The sequence below is a fragment of the Streptomyces sp. NPDC104814 genome (assembly GCF_055583185.1).
This window is the reverse complement of record NZ_JBVJOL010000002.1, coordinates 442,982-464,773: the sequence shown is the minus strand read 5'-3', so window position 1 is coordinate 464,773 and position 21,792 is coordinate 442,982. Positions and strand designations below refer to the sequence as shown.

The window sequence follows — 21,792 nt, the reverse complement described above, 5'->3', positions numbered from 1 at the left end:
CTTCGTACGTCAGTGGTGCAGGGTGGGCGTCTCGTGGGGGACGTGTGCGGCCACCACCCGGCCCTCGTGCGGGGACCTGCGGTCCACCGCGTAGGCGACCGCCGCCACGCCCACGCCGAGCACCGCCAGCAGGGCGCCGGCCAGCGCCGGGGAGGTCGCACCGAAGCCGGCCGCCAGGGCCAGGCCGCCGATCCAGGCGCCGCCCGCGTTGGCCAGGTTGAACGCCGCCTGGTTGGCCGAGGAGGCCAGGGACGGGGCCGCCGACGCCTTCTCCATCACCATCAGCTGCAGCGGGGAGCCCGTGATGAAGGCGGCCATGCCCAGGAGGGCCACGGCGAGCGCCGCGGTGATCTGTGTGTGCATCAGGAGCGGGAACAGGGCGAGGACCGCCGCCAGGGACACCAGGCCGCCGAACAGGGTGCCGCGCATCGAGTGGTCCGCCAGGCGGCCGCCCAGCAGATTGCCGATCGTCGCGCCGACGCCGAACAGCGCCAGCAGGACGGTCACGCTCGCATCGGCGTAGCCGGCGGCGTCGGTGAGCATCGGCGTGATGTAGCTGTAGGCGGCGAACAGCGCGCCGAAGCCGGCGACCGTCGTGCCGAGGGCCAGCCAGACCGGCACCGAGCGCAGGGTGGCCAGTTCGCCGCGCAGGCCCGTGGCGGACGCCTGCGTGTGGTCGTGCGGGATCAGCGCGGCCAGGGACGCGATCGCGGCCAGGCCGATCGCGCTGACGCCGAGGAACGCGGCCCGCCAGCCGAGGTGCTGACCGACGAGCGTGGCCGCCGGGACACCGGCGATGTTGGCGACCGTCAGGCCGAGGAACATCAGCGAGACCGAGCGGGCCTTGCGCTCCGGGGCCACCATGCCGGTCGCCACCACGGCTCCCACGCCGAAGAAGGCGCCGTGCGGCAGGCCGCTGAGGAAGCGGGCCGCCAGCAGGGTGGCGTCGGTCGGGGCGAAGGCGGAGAGCGCGTTGCCCACGACGAACAGGACCATCAGACCGATGAGCACCGTGCGTCGGGCCATGCGCGCGGTGAGCGCCGCGAGCAGCGGGGCCCCGATGACGACACCGAGGGCGTACGCCGAGACCAGGTGGCCTGCGGCGGGGATCGAGATGTGCAGATCGTCCGCGACGTCGGGCAGCAGCCCCATCATCACGAACTCGGTCGTACCGATGCCGAAGGCGCCCACGGCGAGGGCGAGCAGGGCCAGGGGCATGAAGTACCTTTCGAGACTGTGGGGACGTTCGGAAACTCTCTATGTTTCCGTCCGGAACAAAGTCTCTCAGGCCGAGCATTCCCCCAGGTGGCGCCGAGGTTACGGCTCTGCTGCGACCTGCGGTTTTACGAGCCCGGTGTGGTCACCTTCACACGGGCCGCGACCGGGAGATGGTCGCTGGTCGTGGCCGGCAGCGTCCAGGAACGCTCCGGCTCGACGCCCTTGACCATGATCTGGTCGATCCGGGCCATCGGGAACGACGCCGGCCAGCTGAAGCCGAAGCCGTCACCGGCCGCGCCCTGCGTGGAGCGCATCTGGGAGGTGACCGCGTTCAATGCGCGGTCGTTCATGGTGCCGTTGAGGTCACCGAGCAGGATCACCCGGGGCAGCTTCTCGTCGGCGATGGCCTCGCCGAGGGCGTCGGCGCTCTTGTCGCGCTGCCGGGCGGTGAAGCCCGCGGCCGCCTTGACCCGCACCGACGGCAGGTGGGCGACGTAGACCGCGACCGGGCCCTCGGGCGTGGCGACGGTGGCGCGCATCGCCCGCTTCCACCCCAGCCGGATGTCCACGGCCTGGACGCCGGACATCGGGTACTTGCTCCACAGGCCCACCGTGCCCACCACCGCGTGATGCGGATAGGTGGCCGCCAGCGCCTGCTCGTACGTGGGGACCGCGGACGCCTTGATCTCCTCCAGGGCCACCATGTCCGCGCCGGACGCGGCGACCTTGCGGGCGGTGCCGGAGGGGTCGGGGTTGTCCGCGTTGACGTTGTGGGTGGCCACCGTCAGGTCGCCGCCGCTGCCGCTCTTGTCGCTGAGCAGTCCGCCGAACAGGTTCAGCCACACCATCGCGGGCAGCACCACGGCGATCAGGGCGGTCGCCGAGCGGCGGACCAGTGCGCCCAGGACGAGGAACGGGATCAGCACGCCCAGCCAGGGCAGAAACGTCTCGGTCAGGCTGCCCAGGTTGCCGAAGGTGTTCGGGATGCGGGAGTGGATCAGCATCACCAGCGCGAGGGCCACCGCGACCGCCGCGAGGACGAGACCGCGCCACCAGATGCGCGCGTCGCCCCGCCAGGAGCGCAGCCAGCGGGCCGCCACGCGCCGGATCCGGGTTCCCGGGCGCTGGTCTCCCGCGCCACCGTCGGCCGTCTCCGTCACGTATGCCTGCTGCGCCATACCGTCGCCTCACTACCTGCCGTGCACACCGTCGTCCCCCGCGCCCTTACGACCCTAGGGGATGATCGGCTCTGTCCCTGCCGTCTCGCGACGGCCGTACGGGCACGAGGACGAATGGGGTGGCGCACGGAGTTCCGCTTACGCCCCGGGGCACGGTGGTTGTGACGAAACCTGCACATTACGGCTGTGAACTGACGGGGCGTAGTCCTTCCATGACCGTGTCGACGATTCTCTCGGCCAGCCCCTCGGGCAGGTCGGCCTCGGGGCTCAGCAGGGTGCGGATGAGGATGGGCCCGACGAACATGTCGTTGGCCAGTTCCAGGTCCACGTCGGCACGGATCTCGCCGCCCTCGCGGCCGCGGCGCAGCACCTCCAGGCCGAGTTCGCGCCGGGGCACGATGACGTTGGCGCGGTAGGCCGCCCAGATGCGGGGGCTGGACTTCATCTGGACGTGCGCGTTGTGCAGCAGCGCCGAGGACCTGCTGGCCAGGGCGCGCTGCCGCAGCGACTCCAGCAGGGCGATCAGGTCGTCACGCATCGACGTGCCGGGCAGCACCGGGTCCGGCGGTTCGACGGCCCGGATGACGTCGACGAACAGCTCCTCCTTGCCGCTCCAGCGGCGGTAGATGGTGGCCTTGCCGACGCCCGCGGTGCGCGCGATGCGCTCGATGGACAACTCGGCCAGCGGCACGCCCTCCTCCAGGAGTTTCATCGCCCCCTCGAGGATGGCGCGCTCCACGGCCTCGCTGCGGGGCCGGCCCCGGGCCGGGGCCTCGCTGCGGCTGTCGGCAAGACTCACGTCGTCTCGTCCCTTCGTCCATTCCTGACCTGCGGGGATTCTCCCTCGGCCGGAGCGGCCCTACTCGGCGGCCGTGACCAATTCCGGCTCCTCCCTGCCCCGCTGACCCCCCGTCGGGCGGCCCGGCAGGAACAGCGCCACGACGACCGCGCCGACGACGGCCACGCCGGCGCCCCACAGGGCGGTGACGTGCATGGCGTGCAGGAAGGCGTCGTTGGCCGGGCCGACCAGGCCCCTGCCGCGCGGACCCAGCCTGGCGGCGACGCCGAGGGTGGCCTCGATGGACTCGCCCGCGACGCCGCGCAGGCCGGCGGGCAGGGCACCGAGCTTGTCCTCGATGCCGTTGCGGTAGGCCGTGGAGAGCACCGAGCCGAGGACGGCGATGCCGAGGGCGCCGCCGACCTGCCGGAAGGTGTTGCTCAGCGCGGACGCCGAGCCGGCCTTCTCGCGCGGCAGCGCCTGCATGATGACGACGCTGACCGGGGTCATGATGTGCGCCATGCCGGTGCCCATCAGGAAGAAGATCACTTCCAGCAGCCAGATCGGGGTGTCCGCCTCCAGCGTCGCGAACGCCGCCAGCATCGCGGCGATCACCAGCATGCCCGCCGTGGTCGTGGCCCTGTTGCCGAAGCGGTCGACGAGCAGCCGGGCGCGCGGCGCGAAGATCATCTGGGCCGCGGCCAGCGGCAGCATCAGCAGACCGGTCTGCAGCGGGGTGTAGCCGCGCACGCTCTGGGTGTAGAAGACCGAGAAGAAGGTCACGCCCATCAGCGCGAAGAAGACCAGCGCTATCGCACCGATGGCCGCGGAGAAGACCTTGTTCTTGAAGTAGGTGACGTCGATGGACGGGTGGTCGCTGCGCTTTTCGAACACGACGAACGCGGCGAGGACCAGCACACCGGCCGCGATGGTCGCGAGCACCGTGGTGTCGGTGAAGTCGGCGAGCTGGCCGCCCTTGATGATGCCGTAGACCAGCAGGACCAGGCCGACGACGGACAGGACCACGCCGACGGGGTCGACGTGTCCCGGGTTCGGGTCGCGGGAGTCGGGCACCAGCCACAGCATCAGCGCCAGGGCGAGGAGCACGATGGGCACGTTGACCAGGAAGACCGAGCCCCACCAGAAGTGCGCGAGCAGCAGGCCGCCGGTGATCGGGCCGATGGCGATGGCGAGGCCGACGCCGCCCGCCCAGATGCCGATGGCCTTGGGCTGCTCCTCGCGCTCGAAGACGTTCATCAGCACGGCGAGGGTGGCCGGCATCACGAAGGCCGCGCCGAGGCCCATCACCGCGCGGAACGCGATCAGCTGCGCCGGGGAACCGGACTCGGCGGCCAGGGCCGAGCCGATGCCGAACACCGCGAGGCCGCCGAGCAGCACCTTCTTGCGGCCGAGGCGGTCGCCGAGCAGGCCGGCGGTGAAGAGCAGGCCGGCGAAGACGAGGGTGTAGGCGTTGATCGCCCACTCCAGTTCGCTCTGCGTGGCGCCGAGGCCGGTCGGGGCCGGCGTGGAGATCGTCTTGATCGCGACGTTCAGGATCGAGTTGTCCAGGACGACGATCAGCAGGCTGAGCATCAGGACCCCGAGGATCGCCCAGCGGCGCCGGTGCACGGCTTCGGGTATCCGGGGGGCGGAGACGGCGGGAGTGGTCATGGGACGGAGCGTAATCATTTTCGATACGGCACCGTGTCGTATCGAAAGTATTTTTACCTCGCTCTTACGTCGGCGCTCCTCGCCGGAACGGGGTGACGCGGTCCATGGCGGGGCGCTCTGGCTCTGGCTGACCCGAGGTGCCACCATGGAGGTGGTCCGGGGACACCGTCAGGGTGCCTCGAGATGACGTTAGGAGCCGTGCCATGACGCAGCTTCCGGCTGCCTCGAACACGCAGAGCGGTCCCTCCGACGGCAGCAAGGCGCTGTACGGAGGCAAGATCAACCGCCGCATCACCGTCCGGGACATCGCCGCCGCCAAGGAGCGGGGCGAGAAGTGGCCCATGCTGACCGCCTACGACGCGATGACCGCGTCCGTCTTCGACGAGGCCGGGATCCCGGTCCTGCTCGTCGGCGACTCGGCGGGCAACTGCCATCTCGGCTACGACACGACCGTACCCGTCACGCTCGACCAGATGACCATGCTGTCCGCGGCCGTCGTCCGCGGCACCCGGCGGGCGCTGATCGTCGGGGACCTGCCGTTCGGGTCCTACCAGGAGGGGCCGGTGCAGGCGCTGCGCTCGGCGACCCGGCTGGTGAAGGAGGCCGGGGTCGGCGCCGTGAAGCTGGAGGGCGGTGAGCGCTCCCACGAGCAGATCCGTCTCCTGGTGGAGGCGGGGATCCCGGTGATGGCGCACATCGGGCTGACCCCGCAGTCCGTCAACGCCATGGGCTACCGCGTCCAGGGGCGCGGTGAGGAGGCGGCGCAGCAGCTGCTGCGGGACGCCAAGGCCGTGCAGGACGCGGGTGCGTTCGCCGTGGTCCTGGAGCTGGTGCCGGCCGAGCTGGCCGCCGAGGTGACCCGGGTGCTGCACATCCCGACGGTCGGCATCGGGGCGGGTGCGGAGACGGACGCGCAGGTGCTGGTGTGGACCGACATGCTCGGGCTGACCGCCGGGCGGGTCCCGAAGTTCGTCAAGCAGTACGCCGACCTGCGGTCCGTGATGGGTGACGCGGCGAGGGCGTTCGCCGAGGACGTGACCACCGGTGCGTTTCCGCTGGAGGAGCACGCCGTCCACTGACGACTCCGTCGGTTCGGCGGGATTCGTCCACTGACGACTCCGTCGGTTCGGTGGGATTCGTCCACTGAGCCCGACGCCCAGCCGTGCGACTCCGCCGGCCGGGGGTCATGCACTGAAGCCAACGCCGAGTGGCCCCGCCGGTTTCCCCCGCCGGCGGGGCCGTGCGCTGCGGTCGGGGCAGGTGGTGCGGTGACCGTCCCAGGGGCTCCGCCCCTGGACCCCGGGGTGGGCGTTTCCCACCCACCCACCCGTCTCGGTAGGCCAGGAGCCACCGTCACGGGGCTCCGCCCCGAACCCCGGCGGGGGCGCCGCCCCCTGCACCTCGCAGCGGCGCTCTCTTACCGCCCCGCAGCCCACGAGCCACCCCACGGGGCCCCGCCCCCGACCCCGGGGCGTTTCCAACCCACCCGCCCATCTCGGTAGGCCAAGAGGCCACCGTCACGGGGCTCCCCCCCGGACCCCGGCGGGGGCTCCGCCCCCTGCACCCCGTGCCGCCCCGCCGGACTCCGGCGGAAGCGCGGCAGGGCCCCCGCACCCTGTCAGCTCCGGCGGTTCCACCGGACCCCGCCGCGCCCGCCACGGCCTCCGGCACGCCCCCAGGGGCTGGGCTCCCCCACGCCTGCCACCACGCCCGCCACACCCCAGGGTGCGGGCTCCCCGCGCCCGCCGCCGCCTCGGTCACGCCCCCGGGCTGGGCTCCCCCCAGGGTCGGGCCCGCGCCCGTCACCGCCCTCGGGCGCCTCCCCTCAGCCCGTCATTCAGGTGGCCCCCGCCCCCTCCCCCCTCACGCCCCGATCCGGCACGCCCCCTGAGGCTGGGCTCCCCCACGCCCGCCACACCCCGGGGTGCGGGCTCCCCGCGCCCGCCGCCGCCTCGGTCACGCCCCTGGGCTGGGCTCCCCCGAGGCCGCCACGCCCCACAGGGTCGGGCCCGCGCCCGTCACCGCCCTCGGGCGCCTCCCCTCAGCCCGTCAGCCAGGTGGCCCCCGCCCCCTCCCCCCTCACGCCCCGATCGCGCCCAGTTGCCGTAGTTGGGTCGTCGTGTCGACCACTCCCCAGATCTCTGTGATGCGGTTGGCCGAGTGGCGTACGACGAAGATCTCGGCGTAGTGGACGGAGCGGCCTGTCGGGGGGAGGCCTCGGTAGTCGCCGCGGTGGGTGCCTGTGACCGTGTTGCGGTAGACCGTCTTGTCCCCCTGCGCGATCACGTCCTCGATCTCGACGCGCAGGTCGGGGAAGGCCGGCAGGAGGATGCGCCACACCTGCTTGAGGGCCTGCACCCCGCTCACTCCCGTCGGCACGGGCGCGTGGAAGACCAGGCCGGGGTCGCAGACCTCGTCGATGGTCTTCTCGATCCGTTCCAGCTCGCCGCTGTTGACGGCCTCGTGCAGCCGGCTGAAGGGCGTGGTGTCGCTCATGGCCGTGTCCTTTCGCGTCGGTGTCGTCGTCCCTACGACGTTCCCGCCGCCCCGTATGTGACATGTCGGTGGGCTGTCGGGTGGCTGTCGGTGGTTTGTCGGCGGGGGCTGGCACCGTCGTGGTCATGACGCGAATCGACAACAACCCCGGCGGCGCGGGCAGCGCCGTCACCGTACGGGGGCTGGTCAAGCACTACGGCGAGACCAAGGCGCTGGACGGCGTCGACCTGGATGTGCGCGAGGGCACCGTGATGGGTGTGCTCGGGCCGAACGGCGCCGGGAAGACCACGCTGGTCCGCATTCTGTCCACGCTGCTGGCACCGGACGCCGGGCAGGCCCTCGTGGCCGGCTACGACGCCGTGCGGCAGCCCCGCCAGCTGCGGCGGGTGATCGGGCTCACCGGGCAGTACGCCTCGGTGGACGAGAAGCTGCCGGGCTGGGAGAACCTGTACATGATCGGGCGGCTGCTCGACCTGTCCCGCAAGGACGCCCGGGCCCGCGCCGACGAACTGCTGGAACGGTTCTCCCTCACCGAGGCCGCCAAGCGGCCCGCGGGGACCTACTCCGGCGGCATGCGGCGGCGCCTCGACCTCGCCGCCTCCATGATCGGCCACCCGGCCGTGCTGTACCTGGACGAGCCCACCACCGGGCTCGACCCGCGCACCCGCAACGAGGTGTGGGACGAGGTCAAGCGGATGGTCGGTGACGGTGTCACCGTGCTGCTGACCACGCAGTACATGGAGGAGGCCGAACAGCTCGCCTCCGAGCTGACCGTGGTGGACCGCGGCAAGGTCATCGCCGGCGGCGGCATCGAGGAGCTGAAGGCGAAGGTCGGCGGCCGCACACTGCGGGTCCGCCCGCTGGATCCGCGGGAGCTGGAGCCGCTCGCCGCGATGCTCGACGAACTCGGTATCACCGGACTGGCCACCACCACCGTGGACCGCGCGAGCGGCACCCTGCTGGTGCCGATCCTGAGCGACGAGCAGCTGACCGCCGTGGTCGGCGCGGTCAGCGCGCGCGGCATCACGCTGTCCTCCATCACCACCGAACTGCCCAGCCTGGACGAGGTGTTCCTGTCCCTGACCGGGCACCGCGCCAGTGCCCCGCAGGACGCCCAGCCCGCCGACGAACGCCAGGAGGTCGCCGTATGAGCACCGCCACCGCCACCGCACCCACCGCGACCGACGTCCGGATCCCGCTGCGCGGGCATCTGCGGCACACCGGCGCCCTCATCCGCCGCAATCTGCTGTGGATCCGGCAGGACCCCGAGTCGATGTTCGACGCGCTGCTGATGCCCGTCGTCTTCACCCTGCTGTTCGTCTACGTCTTCGGCGGTTCCATCGGGCAGGCGCTGGGCGGCGGCCAGGACCAGTACGTGCAGTACGTCATCCCGGGCATGATCGCGATGATGAGCATGACCCTGTCCCAGGGCGTCGGCACCGGCTTCAGCCAGGACTTCAACAGCGGTGTCATGGACCGGTTCCGCACCCTGCCGATCGGGCGCGGTTCCGTGCTCTTCGCGAAGATCACCGTGGAGCTGGGGCGGATGCTGTTCGCCACGGCCGTGCTGATGGTCGTCGCCGTGCTCGTCGGGTTCCACATCACCAACTGGCCGGGGCTGTTCGCGACCATCGGGCTGTCCGCGCTGTTCGCGTCCTCGATCATGTGGGTGTTCCTCACGCTGGGCGTGATCCTGAAGAACGCGCAGTCCGTGCAGGCGATGGGCTTCCTGGTGCTGTTCCCGCTGCAGTTCGGCTCGTCGATCTTCGCGCCGACGCAGTCGATGCCGGGCTGGCTGCAGGCCTTCACCGACTACAACCCGCTGTCCACGCTCGCCGACTCCGCGCGCGGTCTGATGATCGGCGGCCCGGTCGCCCACGACCTGTGGGTGACGGTGGCCTGGTCGGTGGCGATCACCGCGGTGATGGCCCCGGTCGCCATCCACAAGTTCCGCACCAAGAACTGACGCGGATGCGCGGGCGTCGGTGTGCGTCAGACGAGGGCGACGGCCTCCTCGGGAGAGAGGCCGGCGCCCTCGGCGTATGCGGCGGCGTACACCTCGTCGTCGCCGAGCGCGGCCCGCACCGCCTCCTCGGCCCGGTCGCGGGCGGCGCGTTCGGCGTAGCCGGAGACATGGCCGGGCGGCAGCAACACCGCGGCCGCACCCAGGCAGCGTGCGCCGTCCCGGGCACGGGCGCCGCCGTCGGCGCCGGCCAGCGCGGCTCCGGCGAGGACCAGGCACAGCGCGCGCATGTGCGGCACGATCGTGCGCGACAGCGGCTCGTTCGCCCTCTCGAGTGCCTCCCGGGTCTTGAGCAGCCCTTCGTCGTGCCGGCCGTCGACCACGTCGAGCCACGCCTCCTGGGTGAGGATGAAACCGTCGAAGACGAAGAAGGACGCCGGGCCGAAGTCCTCCCGCAGCCGGCGGATCAGCTCGCGGGCCTCCGCGGTTCGGCCGGTGATGCTCAGCCAGCCGGCGAGGAACAGCCGGGCGGCCGGCATGGCCTCGGTGACCAGCCCTTCCGGCCGGTCGGCCACCTCGCGCAGCAGCGCCTCCCCGCGCTCCGGATCGCCCGCCTCCAGCAGCGCCGTCCCGAGCCGGGCGGTGAGCACGGCCTGCTGGGCGCGGGCGTCGAGCCGTTCGGCGACGGCACCGGCGGCCTCGTAGTCGGCGGCGGCGGCCGCGTACTCGCCCCTGCGCTCATGGGCCTCGCCGCGCGCCGACAGCGACTCCGCGACGCCCCAGTCGTCGCCGAGGCGGCGGAAGATCTCCAGTGCCTCGTCGGCGTCGGCGGCGGCGTCTCCGGCCCAGTCGGTGCGGTTGGCGAGGAGATTGGCGCGCATCTGGAGGCAGAGGGCGAGCTCCCACTCGTAGTCGGGGCGGGCGCGGCAGGTGTCCACGGCCGCGTCGCCGATCACGCGGATCCGGTCGATGTCGCCGCTCAGCACGACGGCGAAGAACCAGACGTAGCCCGGCGGACGGCAGACCTGCGGCAGGCCGGGAGCGTACGTCTCGCTGACGATCCGCAGCTTCTCCTGCGCCTGCGGGGTCTGCCAGGCGTCCATCTCGGTGTCCATGCAGGCGAGATGGACCAGGTGGACGCCGCGGCGGGCCTCGGCGAGCAGTTCACCGGTCATCGGGGGCGGCGCGTCCGTGCTGCGTTCCCACAGCGGGGTGGCGGGACGGACCGGTTCGGTGAACGGGTCGGGGCCGAGGGCCATGACCTCGGCGGCCCAGTTGCGGGTCTCGATGCGCAGGTCGCGCATCTGCCAGTACCAGCACAGGGAGAGCACCAGGCACAGCGCTTCCTGCTCGTCGCGGGCGGCGACGGCATGGCGCAGGGCGGTGCGCAGGTTCTCGTACTCCCGCTCGATGCGCTCGATCGCGGCGCGCTGCCCGTGACCGCGCAGCCGCGCGTCGGTGGTGCGGGCGAGTTCGCGGTAGTACGTCAGATGGGCGCGCTCGGCGTCGGCGCGGGCGCCGCAGGCGTCGAGGCGTTCGGCGGCGTACTCGGCGACCGTCTCCAGCAGCCGGTAGCGCATGGCGCCGTCCTCGCCGGTCGGGGTGGCGACGACGAGGGACTTGTCGACGAGGGAGGCGAGGGCGTCGAAGGCGGCCGGGCCGCACACGGCTTCCGCGGCCGGCAGCTCGCAGCCGCCGGCGAAGACGGACAGCCGCCGCAGGACGTCCCGTTCGTCCTCGTCGAGCAGGTCCCAGGACCAGTCGACGACCGCGCGCAGGGTCTGCTGGCGGGGCAGGACCGTGCGGCTGCCGGAGGTGAGCAGCCGGAAGCGGTCGTCGAGCCGGTCGGCGATCTGCCGGGGGGTCAGCAGACGCAGCCGGGCCGCGGCCAGTTCGATGGCGAGCGGCAGGCCGTCCAGGCGGCGGCAGATCTCGGCGCAGGCCGCCGCGGTCTCTTCGTCGGCGTCGGTGCGGAAGCCGGGGCGGGCGGCGGCGCCGCGGTCGGCGAGCAGCCGCAGCGCGACCGGCTCGGGCAGCGGCTCCACGGGCCGCAGCACCTCGCCGGGTACGCCGAGGGGTTCGCGGCTGGTGGCCAGCACCGTCAGCTCCGGGCAGCGGGCCAGGAGTTCCTCGGCGAGGCGGGCGGCGGCGTCCACGACGTGTTCGCAGTTGTCGAGAACGATCAGCATGCGGCGGCGGGCGCAGTGCTCGGCGAGGCGGACGACGGGGTCGTCGTGGCGTTCGGCCACGGCGCGCATCTCCTCGGCGCCGGCGCCGCGCAGCACGGTCTCACGGGCTCCGACGGCGGTCAGGACGGCCTCGGGTACGGCGTCGGGGTCGTCCACGGGAGCGAGTTCGGCGAGCCAGACGCCGTCGCGGGCGACGTCCCGGACGCGCTCGGCGGCCTCCTGCGACAGCCGTGTCTTGCCGGCTCCGCCGGGCCCGAGGAGGGTGACCAGCCGGGCGGTGGCGAGGTCCTGCCGGATCGCCTCGATGTCGCTCTCCCGGCCGACGAAGGAGGTCAGCCGGGCGCGGAGGTTGCCGGGGGGCTGGGGAGCGGGGGCCGCGGGGCCCGGGGCGGGCTGGGGTTCCGGGGGCGTGACCCGGGCGGCGGGGGCCGGTGGGAGGTCGTGTGGGCCGGGGGTGCGCGGGAGGCTGCCGGGCGGGCCGTCCTGCGCTTCCTCGGGGTTCAGCAGTCGTGCGTGCAGTGCGCGCAGTTCCGGGCCGGGGTCGGAGCCGAGGCGGTCGGCGAGCAGGCGGCGTATCTCGTCGTAGGCGGCGAGGGCCTGCGCGGTGCGGCCGGTGTCGCGCAGGGCGCGCAGCCGCAGGGCCTGCAGCGGCTCGTCCAGGGGGTGGGCGTCGCACAGAGCGGTCAGCTCGGGCAGTGCCTGGTCGGCCTCGCCGAGCGCGAGCGCGGCCGTCAGCCGGGCGCGCCGCGCGTCCAGGCGGCGAGTCTCCCAGCGGGCCGCCTCGGCGGTGCGGTCGGGCAGGTCGGCGAGGGCGGGGCCGTGCCACAGGGCGAGGGCGTCGTCCAGCAGGGCGGCCGCCTTGGCGGGGTCGCCGTCGGCCAGGGCGCGCAGTCCGTCGGCGGCCAGCCGCTCGAAGCGGTGCAGGTCGATGTCGTCGGGGCCGGCGGCGAGCCGGTAGCCGCCGTCGACCGACGCCACGGCGGCCGCGCCGAGCGCCCGGCGCAGCCGCCCGACCAGTGCCTGCAGCGCGCCGGGCGCGTCGGCCGGCGGGTCGTCGCCGGCCCACACCTCCTCCACGAGCAGGGGCGCGGGCACGGTGCGGCCGGCCCGCAGGGCGAGCACGGTCAGCAGGGCACGCAGCCGCGCCCCGCCGAGCGCGACGGCCGAGCCGTCGGGGCGGAGCACCTGCGTGGTGCCGAGGATGCGGTAGCGCACAAGGTCCATTGTGTCGGGGGACGCTGCCGCACCGCTCCCGGGTTTCCGGCGCGCGCCGGCCGGCAGGAACCCGTGGCCGCCCGCCGGACGTTCTCCCGGCGTCACCGGTACGGTCGACCCGCGTGCCGCCGCCGACCCCAGTCAGGAGCCCCATGACGACCGCCGCCTCCCGTCGCAGTGACCGCCGGATCAGTCCCGTCTTCCTCGGGATCGTGGCCGTGGCGGCGGTGACGGGGTGGGCCGCCTGGAGCGGGTTCGCCGAGCAGCCGGGTGTGGCGGTGTTCCTGTTCGTGACGGCGGCGTGGGTCGTCTCGCTGTGCCTGCACGAGTACGCGCACGCGCGCACGGCGCTGCACAGCGGGGACGTCACGGTGGGCGCGAAGGGCTATCTCACGCTCAACCCGATGAAATACACGCACGCCCTGCTGAGCATCGTGCTGCCGGTCGTGTTCCTGATCATGGGCGGGATCGGGCTGCCGGGCGGCGCGGTCTTCATCGAGCGGGGCCGAATCCCGGGCCGCTGGCGGCACAGCCTGGTCTCGGCGGCCGGCCCGTTGACGAACGTCGTGTTCGCGGTGGTGTGCACGGCCCCGTTCTGGCTGGGCTCGCCGGACGGCATGCCCGGCGACTTCCGGTACGCGCTGGCATTCCTGGCCTTGCTGCAGGTGACGGCGGCGATCCTGAACTTCCTGCCGGTGCCCGGGCTGGACGGCTACGGCGTGCTCGAGCCGTGGCTGTCGCCGAAGCTGAAGCGGCAGGTGGAACCGTACGCGCCGTTCGGGCTGCTGTTCGTGTTCGCGCTGCTGTGGCTGCCGTCGGTGAACGCCGTGTTCTTCGACGCGGTCCACGCGATCCTGCGCGCTCTGGGCGTGAGCGACTTCGACGCCTACCGGGGCCGGGAGCTCTACCGGTTCTGGTGAGCCGTGGGCGCCGAGGCCCGGCCGCGCCGCAGGTAGTACCAGGCCATGTTGGACGACACACCCGCCAGCAGCACCCAGACGACACCCAGCCAGCTGCTCTGGACGAAGGAGACGACGGCCGCGACCACGGTGAGGACGCAGACGGCGAGGGCGTAGAGGGCGAGGCGGGGCATGGGGGTCGGCTCCTGTCGGGCGGTCGGTGCTCGGGGGGTACGCCGGGGCCGCTCGCGGGACCGCAACCGACCGGTGGCGGGACACCGCGGGCATCTCCGGCGTCCCCCAGTGTCCCCCATCGCTCACACGTCGGTGATACGCAGCCCCGCGTGCGCCTTGTACCGGCGGTTGACGGAGATCAGGTTCGCGACCAGCGACTCCACCTGGTGCGCGTTGCGGAGCCGGCCGGCGAAGATGCCGCGCATGCCGGGGATGCGGCCGGCGAGGGCCTGGACGATCTCCACGTCCGCGCGGGCCTCGCCGAGCACCATCACATCGGTGTCGATCTGCTCGATCTGCTCGTCCTGCAGGAGGACCGCCGACAGATGGTGGAAGGCGGCCGTGACCCGGGAGCCGGGCAGCAGGGCGGCGGCCTGCTCGGCGGCGCTGCCCTCCTGAGGCTTCAGCGCGTAGGCGCCCTGCTTGTCGAAGCCGAGCGGGTTGACGCAGTCCACGACGAGCTTGCCGGACAGTTCCTCGCGCAGGGACTCGAGCGTCTTGGCGTGGCCGTCCCACGGCACGGCGACGATCACGATGTCGCTGCGGCGGGCGGTCTCGGCGTTGTCGGCGCCCTCGATGCCGTGCCCGAGTTCCCCGGCGGCGGCCTGCGCGCGCTCGGCGGCCCGCGAGCCGATGATCACCTTCTGTCCGGCCCGGGCAAGGCGGTAGGCCAGCCCCTTGCCCTGCGGCCCGGTCCCGCCGAGCACGCCGACGACGAGCCCGGAGACGTCCGGGAGGTCCCAGGGGTCCTTGGCGGGGGCCTTGTGTGCGCTGTCGCTAGTGGTCATGGGCTGACAATACGTGGCGCCCGGCGGGCGGCGCGTCCGTCCCCTCTCCGGGCGAACAGGGGCCGAAGTCCCGGGCGCGGGACGCCCGGTTGCGCAAGGATGCGGGGCCATGGACGCCGTACGGGTCGCGCTGCTGCGGGAAGTGCTCGCCGGGACCGAGTGGCTCGGGGCCACGCGAAGATTCGCGGGGGCGCTGCGGGGATCGGTCGTGTCGCACGGGGGCGGGCTGCTGCTCGTCGGCACACCGGAGTACGAGCCGTGGCATCTCGCCGCGCATCTCGTGGACGAGGCCGCGTGGTCGGGGACGCCGGAGCTGGCGCCCACCCTCGTACGGCACGGCGCGCGGCCGTCGGATCCGGCGCACCTGGCGGTCGGGCCGGGCCGGATCGAGGCGGCCCGGCGGGGCGAGACGCTGCTCGTCGTGGCGCCCGGGGAGCCGGAGCCGCTGCTCCAGCGGGTGCACGACGCCCGGCGGGCCGGGGTGACCGTGCTGGCGCTCGGCGGCACGGAGGGCGAGCTGGCGGGGATGGCGCACGAGGCGCTGACCGTGCCGCAGGGGGCGGAACTGGACCTCGACACGGTGCAGCACCTGGTGAGCGCGGCGGCCGGCGAGAACACGGTGCCGGGCGCCCCGAGAGGCCGCCGCCGGTTCCGCGACCGCCTCTCCCGCCTGGCGGAGTCCCTGACGGCCCCTCCCCCGGCCCCCTGGTGACGCCCTGCCCGGGGCGTCGAAAAGCGTTTGCTCCCGGGCGCGCCGCCGCCGAGCATGTCCCCTTGTGAACGTCCCCTCCTCCCTCCGGGCGCTGCTGCCCGACCTCGCGCCCTGGAAGGCATCCGTCGACTTCCGGCGGCTGTGGATGTCGGGGCTGATCTCGGGCTTCGGGAGCTTCCTGACGTTCGTCGCGCTGCCCGTGCAGCTCAAGGAGCTGACCGGGTCCGCCGCGGCGGTCGGCGCGATCGGCGCCGTGGAGCTGGTGCCGCTCGTGGTGTGCGGGCTGTACGGCGGCGCGCTGGCCGACGCGTTCGACAAGCGCAGGCTGATCCTGTGGACGGAGGCCGGGCAGGGCCTGCTCTCGGCGCTGCTGCTGCTCAACGCGCTGCTGCCGCGCCCCGCGGTGTGGCCGCTGTATCTCGTCGCCGCCCTGTCGTCCGCGCTGGTGTCCGTGCAGCGCCCGGCGCTGGACTCGCTGTGGCCGAGGATCGTCGCGCACGAGAACCTGCCCGCGGCGGCCTCGCTGAACTCGCTGCGCTGGACGGTGGGCGGGGTGGCGGGCCCCGCCGTCGCCGGTCTGGTCGTCGCCTATGCCGGACTCGGCTGGGCGTACGCGGCGGACCTCACGACGTTCGTGGTGTCCGTGCTGTACGTCGTCCGCATCGCCTCCTCCCCCGCCTCCCACGAGGCCGCCCGGCCCTCCCTGCGCTCGATCGCCGAGGGCGCCCGCTACGCGTGGGGCCGCAAGGAGCTGCTCGGCACCTATGCGATCGACCTGGCGGCGATGTTCCTCGCGATGCCGCTCGCCGTGCTGCCGTTCCTCGCGGACGACCTGGACGCCGAGTGGTCGCTGGGCCTGATGTACGCGGCCGTGCCGTTCGGGGCGCTGCTGGTGAGCCTGACCGGCGGCTGGGCCTCACGGGTGCGCCGGCACGGGCGGATGGTGGTGCTGGCGGCCGCCGGGTGGGGCCTGGCGATCGCGGCCGCCGGGATCGCCGGCGAGGTGTGGCTGGTGCTGCTGTTCCTGACGGTGGCGGGCGGCTGCGACATGGTCAGCGGGATCTTCCGCTCCGCCATGTGGAACCAGACGATCCCGGACGAGCTGCGCGGCCGGCTCGCCGGGATCGAGCTGCTGTCGTACTCGGTCGGGCCGACGGTCGGCCAGGTCCGGTCGGGCGGCTTCGCCGCGCGGTGGGGTGTGCGGGCGTCGGTCTGGTCGGGCGGGCTGCTGTGCGCGGGCGCGGTGGCGCTGCTGGCGCTGTGCCTGCCGCGGCTGCTGGCGTACGACGCGCGGACGAACGAGCACGCGGTGCGGCTGCGCGACCAGCGCGCAGCCGCGGCGCGGGCCGCCTCGGTGTGATCAGTCGTCCTCGGTGGTCCGGCCCGCCGAGGCGTCGTGCCAGCGGGGGTCGTTCTCCCACTCGAGGTTGCGTTCGCGGGCCGTCTCCATCGCGTGCTCGGCCTCCCGCCGCGACGCGTACGGTCCGAAGCGGTCCTTGCCCGGGCAGTCCGGGCCCTCCTCGACCTTCTTGTGCTCCAGGCAGTAGTACCACTCGCCCGGCTTGCCCGCCGTGCGCTTCTTGAACAGGGCCATGACCTCGCTCCTCTCGCCACCGACATGTTCCCCCACCGGGGCTCGTTAGACTCGCTGGCATGTCTGGCCAGTCGCTGCTCGTACCAGGGGAGCTGTCCCCCACCCGTTCCGTGCCCGGAAACATCCGCCGCCCCGAGTACGTCGGCAAGCCCGCGCCGACGCCGTACACCGGGCCGGAGGTGCAGACACCGGAGACGATCGAGGCGATGCGGATCGCGGGCCGGATCGCGGCGCGGGCGATGGAGGAGGCCGCGAAGCTGATCGCGCCCGGCGTGACCACCGACGAACTGGACCGGGTGGCGCACGCGTACATGTGCGATCACGGCGCCTATCCGTCCACGCTCGGCTACCGCGGCTTCCCGAAGTCCCTGTGCACGTCCGTCAACGAGGTCATCTGCCACGGCATCCCGGACTCCACGGTGCTGCGCGACGGCGACATCGTGAACCTGGACGTGACGGCGTACATCGGCGGGGTGCACGGCGACAACAACGCCACGTACCTGGTCGGGGACGTCGACGAGGAGTCGCGGCTGCTCGTGGAGCGCACGCGGGAGGCGCTGAACCGGGCGATCAAGGCGGTCCGGCCGGGCCGGCAGATCAACATCATCGGCCGGGTCATCGAGTCGTACGCCAAGCGCTTCGGGTACGGCGTGGTACGGGACTTCACCGGCCACGGCATCAACTCCTCGTTCCACTCGGGCCTGATCGTCCCGCACTACGACAGCCCGCACGCGACGACCGTGATGCAGCCGGGGATGACCTTCACGATCGAGCCGATGCTGACGCTCGGCACGCACGAGTACGACATGTGGGACGACGGCTGGACGGTCGTGACGAAGGACCGCAAGCGCACCGCGCAGTTCGAGCACACGCTGGTGGTGACGGACACCGGCGCGGAGATCCTCACGCTGCCGTGACGCCGACCCCTCGCTGTGGCCCGCCCTCCTCCCCGGAGGGCGGGCCTTTCGCCGTTCTCGGGGGGTGCCGGGCTTCTGCTGCGGTGTGCCGTGTTCATGCCCTGATGTTTTGCCGACGGCCTGTCGGTAAACTTACCGACAGGCCGTCGGCAAACCGAGGAGTCGTCCATGGAGTCGTTCTCGACCGTCATCCGCACCGCGACGCACGAGCAGCACGCGCGGGCGGAGACCTCGAGATTCATGAGCGACCTGCTCGGCGGCCGGCTGGGCCTCGACGCCTACGCGCGCTACACCGAGCAGCTGTGGTTCGTGTACGAGGCACTGGAGGCCGGGGCCGAGCGGCTGGCGTCGGATCCGGTGGCCGGACCGTTCGTGCGGCCGGAGCTGCGGCGGCTGCCCGCGCTGGAGCGGGACCTGGCGCATCTGCGGGGCCCCGGCTGGCGGGCGGGCCTGGCCGCGCTGCCCGAGACGGCCGCCTACGCGGACCGGGTGCGCGAGTGCGCCGAGCGCTGGCCCGGCGGCTATGTCGCCCACCACTACACGCGCTACCTCGGCGATCTCTCCGGCGGGCAGGTCATCCGGGGCCGGGCGGAGCGGACGTGGGGGTTCGCGCGGAAGGGCGACGGGGTGCGGTTCTACGTCTTCGAGGAGATCGCCAACCCGGCCGCGTTCAAGCGGGAGTACCGGGATCTGCTCGACGGCATCGGCGTGGACGAACTGGAGAAGCAGCGGATCACGGCCGAGTGCGGACGGGCCTTCACGCTGAACACGGCGGTGTTCGGGGCGCTGGGCGAGGAGTTCCCGCTGTCGGCGTGAGCGGCGGCGCGCTCCGCGAACGCCCGGGGGACGGGCCGCCCGCGGCGCACCCGTCCCCCGAGGTCACCGCCGGCTCAGAGGTCGCCGCGGCAGAAGGAGCCACCCCAGGCGAGGTTGCCTCCCTTGGAGGTGATGGCCCAGTAGTGGGTGGCGCAGACGTCAGCGCCGTCGTCGCCGCCGCCGTGGCGCGGGTCGAAGTCGGCCGCGGCGGCGGTGGCCGCGCCGACGGCGGTCAGGGTGACGGTCAACAGTGCGGCGGCCAGAACCGAGCGCATGCGCATGGAACCCTCCAGTGGGGTCGGTGACAGATCACGCCAGAGGTCCCCGGCGCGGGCCGTGCGCACACGCACCGCCACCCGAGCGCTCGCGCTACCACCTGAACGGGCGCGCCCCCGACCCGACGCCGGCGAGCCGGCCACTGCCACCGTTCCGACGCCGGGGGCCCGGGCCCGACCAGCACCCGGGCCGTGCGGCCACGCGGGCGAAACGGCTGCGCCGCGATGGCCACCGCGCCGCACCCCGCGCCCCGGGTGCACACCGCGGCGTCAGCGCCCCCGGGCGCCCGGCGCCGACCCGCGAGCCGGGCAGGCGGCCCGGCCCCGGGCTGCCGGGACCGGGTGTCCTGGCGCCGGGGCGCGGGGGCGCGGGGGCCGGCCGGGCCAGGTGGGCCAGGTGGGCGGTGGGGTGGCGGGAGACGGCCAGAGGTCCCCTACCCCGGCACCCGGCCCCGCCGCGGCAAGACGCCACCCGCGGTGTGCCACCCCCACCCGGTCGCCGGCGCCGGCCCGAGGCGGTTCGCCGCGGTGGGCGCACCGCCCCCGGCCCCTTGCATCCCGGCGCCCGACCCGGCCACGCCGGCAGCCCCGCCCTGACACCCGAGCGGTTCGCCGCGGTGGGCGCGCCGCCCTCGACCGCTCGCTCCGGCGCCCCGTCCGCGGCCCCCGCACAACCCCGCACCCGCCCGCCCCGCGCCGCGCCGCGGTTCCGGTCAGCGTTCCAGCACGACCCTGCCGCCTATTTCCACCCAGCCGTCGGGCTCGGGGGCCGTGAGGATCTGGGAGCCGGCGCCCTGGGTGATGTTGAGGGCGCGGCCGAGGTGGTCGGTGAGCAGCAGCGCCGCCGCGCCCGTCGCCTCGTCCTCGGTGATGCCGTCGTCGCGGCCGGGGAAGCCGCGGGCGCGCACCCGGCCGGCGGGTTCGTCCTCCCACGCCCAGGCGTAGATCCACTCCCCCGGCGGCGGCGCCGGCAGGGCGTCGACCTCGGCGGCCGTCGCGTACTGGCGCAGGGTGCGCGGCGACACCCACTCCGCGCGGGCCTCGATCCAGCAGAACTCCCCGTCCTGCCGGGCGCCGACCACCCCGGCGGGGGTGACGAGCTCGGGCACGTCGAGCAGCCAGGCCGCGCCCACGCAGGGGTGGCCGGCGAACGGCAGCCGCAGGGTGGGCGTGTAGATGTCGATCACGCCGCGCTCGGGGTCGTCGACGAACACGGTCTCGCTGAAGCCCAGCCGGCCCGCGAACGCCTGCCGTTCGGCCGTCCCGGGCATCCGGGAACCCTCGCGGACGACGCCCAGCTCATTGCCGTAGCCGCCGTTCGGCGCGCAGAAGACGCGCAGCACGTCGTAGTCAGTCACCGGGGCATTCAAGCACCGCGGGCCGCACGGCCGGCGCGTGCGCCGTCGGCGCATCGGTGCGCCCGATGTGCCACGACCGGCGGGTGCCCGCAGCCGTGAGCCCGCGGGGGGCTCTGTCGCAGGTCCTGGCCGGAAGGTGACGGGTTCTTGGATTTCCCTTTACCCTCCCTTGGCGTTCCATTTGGGTCGCCGTGATCAAGTCGCACCCTTACAGCGTCCATGAGAGGTGAATCACTGCATGCGAGTACGCCGCACAGGTAAGCCTCGGTTAAGTTAGGCGAGCCTCACCAACCTCGTGGGGCCCGACACGACGTTTTCAGCCACCGCCCAGGAGCCCCGCATGCGAGCCGCCAGACTGACCGTCACCGCCGCCGTCGCCTCCGCGGCGGCTCTGGCCGCCGTCACCGGCTGCGCCCAGAAGAACGATGCCAAGGGCGGCGACGGTGCGATCCAGGTGACCGCGACGGACGACAAGTGCGAGGTCTCCAAGACGAAGGTCCCGGCCGGACACGTCGAGCTCTCCGTCGAGAACAAGGGCTCCAAGGTCACCGAGGTCTACGTCCTCTTCCCCGACGACCGCGTCGTCGCCGAGCGCGAGAACATCGGCCCCGGCACCAGGCAGAAGGTCACCGCCGAGGTGAAGGCCGGCACGTACCGGATCGCCTGCAAGCCCGGCATGAAGGGCAAGGGCATCCGCCAGACCCTGACGGTCACCGGCGGCGGCACCACCGCCAAGCGCGACCCGCGTCTGGACCAGGCCGTCGCCGCCTACCGCACCTACGCGCAGCAGCAGGCCGACGAGACGCTGCCCAAGGTCGAGACGTTCGTGAAGGCGGTCAAGGCCGGTGACGTGGAGGCGGCCAAGAAGGCGTACGCGCCCTCCCGCCTGGGCTGGGAGCGCACCGAACCCGTCGCCGAGTCCTTCGGTGACATCGACCCCAAGGTCGACGTCCGTGAGGACGGCCTGGAGCCCGGCCAGAAGTGGACCGGCTGGCACCGCCTGGAGAAGGCGCTGTGGCAGGGCGGGAAGATCGGCCCCGAGGAGAAGACCCTCGCCGATCAGCTCGTCACCGACCTGAAGGACTGGCAGAAGCGGGTCGGCACCGCCGAGATCACCCCGACCTCCATGGCCAACGGCGCCAAGGAACTCCTCGACGAGGTCGCCACCGGCAAGGTCACCGGCGAGGAGGAGCGCTACTCGCACACCGACCTGGTCGACTTCAAGGGCAACGTCGAGGGCGCGCAGAAGTCCTACGAGCTGCTCAAGCCGGTGGCTCAGCAGAACGACAAGGCGCTCACCGCCGAACTGGACCAGCAGTTCGCGGCGCTGAACACGCTGCTGGACAAGTACCGCGCAGACCAGCAGTCGTACGACTTCACCTCCTACGACAAGGTCGGCGCCGGTGACCGCAAGCAGCTGTCGGACGCCGTGAACGCCCTGGCGGAGCCGCTGTCCAAGCTCGCCGCCGCCGTCGCGAAGTGACCCGAGGA

20 protein-coding genes are annotated in these 21,792 nt (G+C 73.2%); 9 read left to right on the top strand and 11 right to left on the bottom strand.

What is annotated here, in order from left to right; genetic code table 11:
• Positions 1 to 9: 9 nt before the first annotated feature.
• From ACZ64A_RS10695 to ACZ64A_RS10680, 4 genes are all read right to left on the bottom strand, one after another.
• Entirely contained in the window at positions 10 to 1,218 is a 1,209-nt protein-coding gene (locus tag ACZ64A_RS10695) for an MFS transporter (protein WP_469809590.1), read from the bottom strand.
• Between the two features lie 125 nt (positions 1,219 to 1,343).
• Positions 1,344 to 2,396 (bottom strand): endonuclease/exonuclease/phosphatase family protein, encoded by a 1,053-nt coding sequence (locus tag ACZ64A_RS10690; RefSeq protein WP_469809589.1) that lies wholly within the window; start codon positions 2,394 to 2,396, stop codon positions 1,344 to 1,346.
• Positions 2,397 to 2,574: 178 nt separating this feature from the next.
• Positions 2,575 to 3,195, bottom strand: coding sequence for a TetR/AcrR family transcriptional regulator (locus tag ACZ64A_RS10685; protein ID WP_469809588.1), 621 nt, complete (start codon positions 3,193 to 3,195; stop codon positions 2,575 to 2,577).
• A gap of 60 nt (positions 3,196 to 3,255) precedes the next feature.
• Positions 3,256 to 4,845: an MFS transporter gene (locus ACZ64A_RS10680; protein ID WP_469809587.1), complete on the bottom strand. Its 1,590-nt coding sequence runs from the start codon at positions 4,843 to 4,845 to the stop codon at positions 3,256 to 3,258.
• A 203-nt stretch (positions 4,846 to 5,048) separates the two neighbouring features.
• Between ACZ64A_RS10680 and panB the strand changes: the two genes are divergently transcribed.
• A complete protein-coding gene (panB, locus tag ACZ64A_RS10675; protein ID WP_469809586.1) occupies positions 5,049 to 5,924 on the top strand; it encodes a 3-methyl-2-oxobutanoate hydroxymethyltransferase in 876 nt (291 codons plus the stop codon).
• A 1,000-nt stretch (positions 5,925 to 6,924) separates the two neighbouring features.
• Here the strand turns inward: panB and ACZ64A_RS10670 are convergent.
• Positions 6,925 to 7,341 (bottom strand): ester cyclase, encoded by a 417-nt coding sequence (locus ACZ64A_RS10670; protein WP_469809585.1) that lies wholly within the window; start codon positions 7,339 to 7,341, stop codon positions 6,925 to 6,927.
• A gap of 125 nt (positions 7,342 to 7,466) precedes the next feature.
• Between ACZ64A_RS10670 and ACZ64A_RS10665 the strand changes: the two genes are divergently transcribed.
• Both ACZ64A_RS10665 and ACZ64A_RS10660 read left to right on the top strand, forming a co-directional pair.
• Positions 7,467 to 8,492 carry an ATP-binding cassette domain-containing protein gene (locus tag ACZ64A_RS10665; RefSeq protein WP_469809584.1) on the top strand — a complete coding sequence of 342 codons (1,026 nt, stop codon included), beginning with the start codon at positions 7,467 to 7,469 and terminating at the stop codon, positions 8,490 to 8,492.
• The gene (locus ACZ64A_RS10660) at positions 8,489 to 9,307 is read left to right on the top strand and encodes an ABC transporter permease (RefSeq protein WP_469809582.1); all 819 of its coding nucleotides are present in this window, start codon (positions 8,489 to 8,491) and stop codon (positions 9,305 to 9,307) included. The genes ACZ64A_RS10665 and ACZ64A_RS10660 overlap by 4 nt, the downstream gene beginning before the upstream one ends.
• A gap of 26 nt (positions 9,308 to 9,333) precedes the next feature.
• Here ACZ64A_RS10660 and ACZ64A_RS10655 read toward each other — a convergent pair whose 3' ends face one another.
• The gene (locus ACZ64A_RS10655) at positions 9,334 to 12,717 is read right to left on the bottom strand and encodes an AfsR/SARP family transcriptional regulator (protein ID WP_469809581.1); all 3,384 of its coding nucleotides are present in this window, start codon (positions 12,715 to 12,717) and stop codon (positions 9,334 to 9,336) included.
• A gap of 143 nt (positions 12,718 to 12,860) precedes the next feature.
• On the opposite strand from ACZ64A_RS10655, the gene ACZ64A_RS10650 reads away from it, so the two are divergent.
• Complete coding sequence (locus tag ACZ64A_RS10650) at positions 12,861 to 13,628, top strand: site-2 protease family protein (RefSeq protein ID WP_469809580.1); 768 nt, start codon at positions 12,861 to 12,863, stop codon at positions 13,626 to 13,628.
• Here ACZ64A_RS10650 and ACZ64A_RS10645 read toward each other — a convergent pair.
• Both ACZ64A_RS10645 and npdG read right to left on the bottom strand, forming a co-directional pair.
• On the bottom strand, positions 13,613 to 13,801 hold the full coding sequence (locus ACZ64A_RS10645; RefSeq protein WP_469809578.1) for a hypothetical protein: 189 nt from the start codon (positions 13,799 to 13,801) through the stop codon (positions 13,613 to 13,615). The two genes, ACZ64A_RS10650 and ACZ64A_RS10645, sit on opposite strands and share 16 nt — an antisense overlap.
• 123 nt (positions 13,802 to 13,924) lie before the next feature.
• Positions 13,925 to 14,629 (bottom strand): NADPH-dependent F420 reductase, encoded by a 705-nt coding sequence (gene npdG, locus ACZ64A_RS10640; protein ID WP_469809577.1) that lies wholly within the window; start codon positions 14,627 to 14,629, stop codon positions 13,925 to 13,927.
• A gap of 109 nt (positions 14,630 to 14,738) precedes the next feature.
• On the opposite strand from npdG, the gene ACZ64A_RS10635 reads away from it, so the two are divergent.
• Entirely contained in the window at positions 14,739 to 15,341 is a 603-nt protein-coding gene (locus ACZ64A_RS10635; protein ID WP_469809576.1) for a hypothetical protein, read from the top strand.
• Positions 15,342 to 15,405: 64 nt separating this feature from the next.
• Complete coding sequence (locus ACZ64A_RS10630) at positions 15,406 to 16,701, top strand: MFS transporter (protein ID WP_469809575.1); 1,296 nt, start codon at positions 15,406 to 15,408, stop codon at positions 16,699 to 16,701.
• On the opposite strand, the gene ACZ64A_RS10625 is transcribed toward ACZ64A_RS10630, so the two are convergent.
• Positions 16,702 to 16,935: a hypothetical protein gene (locus tag ACZ64A_RS10625; RefSeq protein WP_469809574.1), complete on the bottom strand. Its 234-nt coding sequence runs from the start codon at positions 16,933 to 16,935 to the stop codon at positions 16,702 to 16,704.
• 59 nt (positions 16,936 to 16,994) lie between these two features.
• Here ACZ64A_RS10625 and map point away from each other — a divergent pair, with 59 nt between their 5' ends.
• Positions 16,995 to 17,852: a type I methionyl aminopeptidase gene (gene map / locus ACZ64A_RS10620; protein ID WP_469809573.1), complete on the top strand. Its 858-nt coding sequence runs from the start codon at positions 16,995 to 16,997 to the stop codon at positions 17,850 to 17,852.
• 168 nt (positions 17,853 to 18,020) lie between these two features.
• Positions 18,021 to 18,668, top strand: a complete 648-nt coding sequence (locus tag ACZ64A_RS10615; protein ID WP_469809572.1) for a biliverdin-producing heme oxygenase — start codon at positions 18,021 to 18,023, stop codon at positions 18,666 to 18,668.
• Between the two features lie 74 nt (positions 18,669 to 18,742).
• Here the strand turns inward: ACZ64A_RS10615 and ACZ64A_RS10610 are convergent, their stop codons facing one another.
• Positions 18,743 to 18,949 (bottom strand): hypothetical protein, encoded by a 207-nt coding sequence (locus ACZ64A_RS10610; protein WP_469809570.1) that lies wholly within the window; start codon positions 18,947 to 18,949, stop codon positions 18,743 to 18,745.
• Positions 18,950 to 19,656: 707 nt separating this feature from the next.
• Positions 19,657 to 20,301 (bottom strand): PhzF family phenazine biosynthesis protein, encoded by a 645-nt coding sequence (locus tag ACZ64A_RS10605; RefSeq protein ID WP_469809569.1) that lies wholly within the window; start codon positions 20,299 to 20,301, stop codon positions 19,657 to 19,659.
• Positions 20,302 to 20,641: 340 nt separating this feature from the next.
• On the opposite strand from ACZ64A_RS10605, the gene efeO reads away from it, so the two are divergent.
• Complete coding sequence (gene efeO / locus ACZ64A_RS10600) at positions 20,642 to 21,784, top strand: iron uptake system protein EfeO (protein ID WP_469809568.1); 1,143 nt, start codon at positions 20,642 to 20,644, stop codon at positions 21,782 to 21,784.
• Positions 21,785 to 21,792 lie beyond the last annotated feature (8 nt).